Origin of the sequence: Streptomyces sp. ME19-01-6 (genome assembly GCF_033793745.1) — a bacterium.
Lineage (GTDB): Bacteria > Actinomycetota > Actinomycetes > Streptomycetales > Streptomycetaceae > Streptomyces.
The window spans coordinates 23,402-30,174 of the sequence record NZ_JARAXF010000056.1 but is presented as its reverse complement, the minus strand read 5'-3'; the positions used below and the strand labels follow the sequence as shown (position 1 = coordinate 30,174).

The following is a 6,773-nucleotide window of genomic DNA, read 5'->3' as shown; positions in this document are numbered from 1 at the left end:
GTCCGGATCGGCGTAGACCGCAACACTCGCGATCCCGGCATCCCGACAGGCACGGGCAACGCGGACCGCGATTTCGCCACGATTGGCGATGAGCACCTTTTGCATGCTCTCTCTTCCCTCTGTCAGAAGAACCGTCCGTCCAGGACGGTCAGTGGCTACCCCAGGGCCCGCTTGAGGAAATCCAGTACGACGTTCGCGTATGCCTCGGGATCGGTTTCCAAGCCGAGCAGATGCTCGGCGTTCGGCAGGACATGCGTCTCGGCCTGGGCATAACGCTCGGCGAGCGCGTCCACTGAGGAAGGCGGCACGATGGCGTCCCGCTCCCCCGACATGAACAGCAGTGGTATTTCGGCGAACTTACCGCTGGCGGGCGGCGGCCACTGCGCCCGGACCAGGGCGGGCGCCAGCGAGCACAGCACCCCCTTCACCACCGACAGGGACGGCTCCCCGCTCAGCAGCGCCGGCACCGGCAACATCCCGGCCTCCAGGTACTTGCGCAGCAGCGGCGGTACGTCATGGCCGGGGCCGCTGTCGCACACCAGCGCGTCCACGGCGAACCCCTCGTGCGTCAGCGCCCACATGGACGAGAAGCAGGAGAAGGAGAAGCCGTAGACGGCCAGCCTGGCCTGGCCGTAGCCCTGGCTGCCGCGCAGATGGGAGACGACCGCGGTGACATCGCTGGCGAACCGGTCGCCGAGGCCGAGCAGCGCCCGGTCGACGCTGCTGGCCCCGTGGTTGCGGTGGTCGAACAGACAGACGGTGTAGCCCGCGTCGTGCAGGAACTTGGCGTGGCCGAGGCTGCGCGTCTTGCTCATCCCCATGCTGTGCCCGAGGACCACCACCTTCTGCCCGGATCCGGGGCACAGCCAGGCGTGGACGTACTTACGGGCGGCGAAGGGGATCTTCAACTCAGTGACGGGCAGGCCGTAGTCCCGCGGATGCCCGTCGTCCTGTGCCCGGCGGCGCGGATGGAAGGCCCGGTAGGCCAGCGAGGCCCCGTACAGCGGAGCCAGCGGCAGCGCCGCGGCCGACAGGACGCGGGACTTCAGCGCGGGATTCCGTACCGGCATCTGCCGTGGCTCTGGCATCTGCGTCCTCCGTGCGGGGATGGGGGGTCCGTCGGGAATCAGAGGGGTCTCGTCTCGGTCGTCTCGGGCGGGTCGGGCTGAGTGGTACGGGTCGGGCTGAGCGGTGCTGTACTGGTCGGCCGAACTGCGGCGCGGGGTCAGCCGCAGCCCCCGGCGTGGCCCTGGTCGCCGGACCGGGCGGCGGCGAAATCCGCGCCGGGCGGCGGCCCCCCGGGCTCGGCGGGCCCTGCGGGCTCGGGCTGCGGCGCGGTGCCGGGGCGGGCGCGGGCGCGGACGGACTCGACGAAGGCGGGCAGCCGGTCCACCCCCCAGAACTTGTCGTAGCCGTGGAGGAAGAACGGGACGCCGAACACTCCGTCCCGGCCCAGGGCGAGCAGCGCCGCGCGTCCCGGCCCCTCGCGCAGTTCCCGGTCCTCGGCCGCCCCCGCCAGCCGCTCGGCCGGCAGCCCCAGTTCCTCGGCGACACCCGCGACCGTCGCCGGGTCGCAGATGTCGCGGCCCTCCTGCCAGCGGGCCCGGTAGACGCGCTCGATGTACCGCGGGCCGAGCCCGGCCTCCAGGGCCAGGAAGTACGCGAGGTGCGGCACCTCCCACACCGGGTCCTCGTCCAGCGGCCAGCTGACGTCGAGGCCGCGGGCGCGGGCGAGCCGCCGTACGTCCTGCAGGATGTAGAGGTGCTTCTCCCGGGTCATCGGGGTGTAGGGGAACGTCTCGCCGTGCTCGTTCATGAGGCGTTCGCTGTCCGCGTCCGGTTCCCACCACGGGTGCCATTCCACCGCCTGTGCGACATCCGGATAGCGGTCCATCAGATCACGGTAGGCGATCCAGCTGTACGGACTGCGAAAGTTGAAATAAAAGCGTGGCACCTTGCTGCGCCTGCCGGCCATTGCCATCCCCCCTTTCCGTTCTGTGCGGCTCAGATGACGATGCCGCCGTCGACCTCGAAGACCGCGCCGGTCACATACTCCGCCCCGATCAGGTACGCGACCATGTCGGCGACCTCCTCCGGGCGGCCGAAGCGGCCGAGCGCGATGCTCTTGCGCGCCTCCTTCTGCGTACTTTCCGACAACGAAGAGGTCATATCCGTATCGATGAAGCCCGGCGCCACCACATTGGCCCGGATGCCGTAACGGCCGACCTCTTTGGCGAGCGACTTGGTGAATCCGATGATCCCGGCCTTGGACGCCGCGTAATTGCTCTGGGTGGCATTTCCGTGAACCCCGGCCACCGAGGATATGTTGACGATGCAGCCGGATTTGCGCTTCATCATCTCGAAGACCACCGAGCGGCACACGTGGTACGTGCCGTCCAGGTTGACGCCCAGCACCTGCCGCCACTCCTCGTCCTTCATCAGCAGCAGCGGATTGTCCTGGGTGATGCCCGCCGAGGTCACCGCGACGTCGATGGCGCCCAGCCGCTCCTGCGCGAAGGCGACCAGCTCGCGCACCGAGTCCGCGTCGGACACGTCCGCCTGTTTGCCGATCACCCGCCCGCCGCCGAGCTCCTCGGCCTCCTTCTCCAAGGTGCGGGCGGCGTCCGGGCTGGACTGGTAGCAGAACGCGACGTCGAAGCCGTCCCGGGCCAGCCGCAGCACGGTGGCGCGGCCGATGCCGCGCGAGCCGCCGGAGACCAGCGCGACGCGGGTGGTCGTCGTCGGCGTGGTTGTCGTGGGCTTCGTGGGCTTCGTCTTGTGCGTATCGGGCATCCGGTCACTCACCTCCTGTGGGGGCCGCGTCCGTCAGATCCGTGGCGGGGCGCATGGTCATCACCAGCCGGCCGACCGTCAGGGCGGTCTCGTCGCCGACCCCGCTCTCGCCCTCGAACACGAAGGTCTCGCCGACCTGGCGGGTCATCCGTACCCGGTGCTCGACGAGGTCCCCGGGGACGACCGGGCGCAGCGGCGTGGCATCGGTGATGCCCCCCAGCAGCATGACCTGGCCGCTGAGCACGTCGGGGTTCGGCTTGTCGTGGGCGACCAGTACCCCGGCGACATGGCACCAGGACTCGATCAGGGCCGTCCACGGGTAGTGGTAGTCCTCCTCGGCGGCCTTGTCCGGCAGCCTCTCGTACCAGGGCTCGTTGCAGGTCACCGCCTTGAGGCCGGTCGCACGCTCGCCGGGCACCAGCTCGGTGACCCGGTCGATCAGCAGCATGGGGTAGCGGTGCGGCAGCACCCGCTTGATCTCACTGGTCGTGATGACCCTCCGGTGCGCCGGGTCCGCGGGCGCTGCCGCGGCGGCGCGGCCTGTCACGGCGGCTTCCCGCTGCCCGCCGTCGCGGGCGTAGCGCAGCCGTACGAGCGCGACGGGCCCCCGCCCGGTGGCCACGGCCACCCGGCAGCGCCAGGCCCCCGCGTCCCGCGCCCAGGTGATGTCGCAGCTCAGTAAGTCGCCGGGGAAGACCGGGCTGGTGAACCGGGACGACTCGACGGCCACCAGGGTCCAGCGCTCCCCGGGCTCAGGCAGCGTGGCCAGCGCGCCGCGGTGGGCGTACTCGACCACACATACGCCGGGGAAGACGGGGAAGCCGGGGAAGTGCCCGGCGAACACCCGCTCGGTCGCGTCGATGAGGACCCTGGTCCGGGCCGGGCGGCCGCCCGGGGCCCCGGGGTCGACGACCTCGACCGTGCCGTCGACCGGTCCGCACGTGGTTGTCGTCGTCACCTCACTTCTCCAGCTTCGAGGCCAGCAGGTCATGGACCTTGCTCAGACAGGTGATCTCCTTCATCTCCTGCTCCTGCAGCTTCACCGAGTACTTCTTCTCCAGGACGACCATGACCTCCAGGGCCATGAGGGAGTCGACGCCGAGCTCTTCCACGAAGTCGGCGTCGTCGGTGACGTCCTCCTCCTCGACGTCGAGGACGTCGGCGACGAAGGCGCGCAGCTCCTCCAGGTCCAGGGCGGCGGCGGTGTCGGCCATGCGGGTTCTCCTCGCGGTTCTCAGGGCTTGTTCGGGCTTGTTCGGGCGGGCGTCTCAGGCGGGCGTCTCAGCTGGGCGTCTCAGTCGGAGGGGGCGGTCAGCTTGGCGAAGGCGGCGGACGAGTCGACCGGGACGGTCGCCGCGTCCTTGGCGATGCGGCGGATCATCCCGGTCAGCTGGCGGCCGGGGCCGAGCTCCACGAACCGGGTGCAGCCGAGCTCGTCGGCGAGCGTGCGGACGCATTCCTCCCAGCGCACCGGGCTGGTGAGCTGACGCAGCTCCAGGTCCGGCCACCGGCCGCCGCCGGTGTACGCGCGGGCGTCCACGTTGGCGACGACGGGCATGTGCTCGGCGGCGAACTCCACGGAGGCCAGCGCCGCCTCCAGCTCGGCCGCCGCGTCCGCCATACGCGGGCTGTGGAAGGCGCCGCCGACCTTGAGCGGGATCACCTTGCCGCCGCTCTCGACGGCCGCCTCGCCGAGCCGCGCCACGCCGTCGGCGGTGCCCGAGACGACGATGGCGCCGGGCGCGTTGACGTTGGCGACCCACAGCTCCTGGCCCGACTCCTGGACCCGCGCGGCCAGCCCCTCCACGGTCTCCGCGTCGAGGCGGACCACCGCGGCCATGGTGCCCGGCGACCGTTCGGCGCACACGCGCATGGCGCGGCCACGGGCGGCGACCAGGCGCGCGGCGTCGGCGAGCGACAGCGCCCCCGCCGCGTACAGCGCGGTGTACTCGCCCAGGCTGTGTCCCGCGCACGCGGCCACCTCGCCCAGCACGCCCGCCGCTGCCGCCTCGCGGTGGGCGAGCACTTCGGTGGTGAACACGGCGATCTGGGCCAGGTCGGTGCGGCGCAGCGTCTCATCGTCGGCCTTCAGCAGCAGGTCCTCGACGTCCACTCCGGTGTACTCGGAGATCCCCGCGACCAGCGGCCAGGACTCGGCCTCCCGCCAGGTCTCGCCCATGCCCTGCTTCTGGGCGCCCTGGCCCGGGAAGACGAGGGCGGTGCGCACGCCGCCGCTGTTCGCGCTGTCCCTGCTGTCTCTGGGCCCTGTGTTGTCTGCCATCTCAACCAGCTCCTCACGGTGGTCCCGCACGTGTTACGTGGTCGCTTGCGGCCGGGTCCGGAGCAGGGCCGCGCCGACCACGCCGTCCCGGTCGACCGAGGTGACCAGGGCCAGGCTGCCGGGGGCGGTGTCCGGCCGCTCGGCGAGCGCCAGCACGGCGGTGATCTGGAAGGCCGCCGAGGCGGCGTAGGTGTCCCCGATGGAGTCGGCGGCCGATATCCGCAGCGGGTCATGGCCGTCGAGCACCTCCGCGAGGGCGGCGCGCTCCGCCTCCCCCTCCGCGCCCGGCGCCTGCGAGTCGGCGACCGCCCAGATCCGCCCGGGCCTCGCGTCCGTACGGTCCAGCAGCCGCCGTACCACGTCGGCGAGCACCGTACGGGCCCGCTCGGGGCCGGTGGCGAAGCCGAATTCCAGCCCCACCACCTCGGCCAGGCCGCCGCGCCCGTGCTCGCGCGCGGTCGCGTCCGGCTCCAGCAGCCACACCGCGGCGCCCTCGCCGAGCACGGCCGCGGTGTCGCCGTCGGCTCGGGAGTGCCACTCCAGCCAGGCGCGGGCGGAGGAGAACTCCTCGACGGCCCCGCACAGCACGGTGGTGGCCCGCCCGGCGCGCTGCAGCCGCAGCGCGTACTGCAGGGTGAGCAGCCCGGTGGCGCGGCCGCCCGCGACGGTGGTGTTGGGGCCCTTGAACCCGTGCCAGATGGCGGTCTGCCCGGCCGCGCAGTTCATGACCGTGTTGGGGAACCGGGCCGGGTCCACGAAGAAGGGGCGCTCGCCGACCAGGGAGTCGCGGGTGAAGTCCATGATGGACTGGGCACTTCCGGTGCTGGTGCCCAGCGCCACACCGGTCTCCTCGCCCACGCCGGAGAGGCGTGCGCCGGCCGCGCGTTCGCCGCCCGCGCGTCCACCGACCGCGGCCGCCGCTCCCGGCCGCTCGGCCGCCGGTCCCGGCCGCTCGTCGGTGAGCAGCTGACCGATGGCGGTCACGGCCAGGCCGGTGGCCCGGTCCATGGAGCGGGTGCCCTTGCGGCCCAAAATCTGCTTGATGTGGAAGTCCGGCACGAGGCAGGCCTCGTGGAAGGGCACGGACCACTCCTCGGGGTCCAGCGGCTTGCCGGCCCTGCGGCCGGAGCGCAGCCCGGTGGCGAAGTCCGCCCCGTGCAGGCCCAGCGGAGATACGGCGGCCCAGGCGGAGATGACCGGGCCGCTGGTGGCGGTGGCGAAGACCATGGATCCGTGCACTCCTTCGGTAGAGGCTGGGGAGGTGTGCGGGTGGGCGGCGCGCTGACGACCTGGCCCGGTCACAGGAACCACACCTGTTCGTACGAGGGCCAGCGGGCCGCCAGTCCGCCTCCTTCGACGACGCGCACGCCGGGCAGCAGCCGGTCCGCGGCGGTGCGGCCGAGCGCGGTGAGATCGGGCTCCTCGACCAGCACGGCCACCCCCGCGGCGAGGATGTCCGCCACCGTGGCGCGCGGGTCGGGAAGGGTGTCGAGGGTGCGGCCGCCGATGCGTACCGCGGGTTCGTAGTCGGTGGTCAGGGCGTAGCTGGCGGCGAGGCCGCGCAGCGCGAGATCGGTGCCGCCGCTCTGCCGGTGCAGCTCGGTGATCAGGGACAGGACGTCGGCGAACTGCCGCTCGACCGCGCCCCGGTAGGCCCGTTCGATCATCACCAGCCAGCGTGCCGTCACCTCGGGCATCG

The 6,773-nt window shown here is 72.2% G+C and carries 9 protein-coding genes; all 9 read right to left on the bottom strand.

Annotated elements, in window-relative coordinates; genetic code table 11:
* Positions 1–105 (bottom strand): biotin carboxylase N-terminal domain-containing protein (locus PV419_RS51320; RefSeq protein WP_156107820.1); only part of this gene is annotated, 105 nt, incomplete at its 3' end.
* Positions 106–155: 50 nt separating this feature from the next.
* Positions 156–1,088 (bottom strand): alpha/beta hydrolase, encoded by a 933-nt coding sequence (locus PV419_RS51315; protein WP_319700981.1) that lies wholly within the window; start codon positions 1,086–1,088, stop codon positions 156–158.
* 137 nt (positions 1,089–1,225) lie between these two features.
* Positions 1,226–1,975 (bottom strand): 2-hydroxychromene-2-carboxylate isomerase, encoded by a 750-nt coding sequence (locus PV419_RS51310; RefSeq protein ID WP_319700980.1) that lies wholly within the window; start codon positions 1,973–1,975, stop codon positions 1,226–1,228.
* Between the two features lie 29 nt (positions 1,976–2,004).
* Positions 2,005–2,793 carry a 3-oxoacyl-[acyl-carrier-protein] reductase gene (gene fabG, locus PV419_RS51305; RefSeq protein ID WP_319700979.1) on the bottom strand — a complete coding sequence of 263 codons (789 nt, stop codon included), beginning with the start codon at positions 2,791–2,793 and terminating at the stop codon, positions 2,005–2,007.
* Positions 2,794–2,797: 4 nt separating this feature from the next.
* The gene (locus PV419_RS51300) at positions 2,798–3,751 is read right to left on the bottom strand and encodes a hypothetical protein (RefSeq protein WP_319700978.1); all 954 of its coding nucleotides are present in this window, start codon (positions 3,749–3,751) and stop codon (positions 2,798–2,800) included.
* Position 3,752: 1 nt separating this feature from the next.
* Complete coding sequence (locus tag PV419_RS51295) at positions 3,753–4,007, bottom strand: acyl carrier protein (RefSeq protein WP_319700977.1); 255 nt, start codon at positions 4,005–4,007, stop codon at positions 3,753–3,755.
* An 80-nt stretch (positions 4,008–4,087) separates the two neighbouring features.
* The gene (locus PV419_RS51290) at positions 4,088–5,074 is read right to left on the bottom strand and encodes an ACP S-malonyltransferase (protein ID WP_319700976.1); all 987 of its coding nucleotides are present in this window, start codon (positions 5,072–5,074) and stop codon (positions 4,088–4,090) included.
* 33 nt (positions 5,075–5,107) lie between these two features.
* A complete protein-coding gene (locus PV419_RS51285) occupies positions 5,108–6,301 on the bottom strand; it encodes a beta-ketoacyl synthase N-terminal-like domain-containing protein (protein ID WP_319700975.1) in 1,194 nt (397 codons plus the stop codon).
* A gap of 71 nt (positions 6,302–6,372) precedes the next feature.
* Positions 6,373–6,771: a hypothetical protein gene (locus tag PV419_RS51280; RefSeq protein WP_319700974.1), complete on the bottom strand. Its 399-nt coding sequence runs from the start codon at positions 6,769–6,771 to the stop codon at positions 6,373–6,375.
* Between the last annotated feature and the right edge of the window lie 2 nt (positions 6,772–6,773).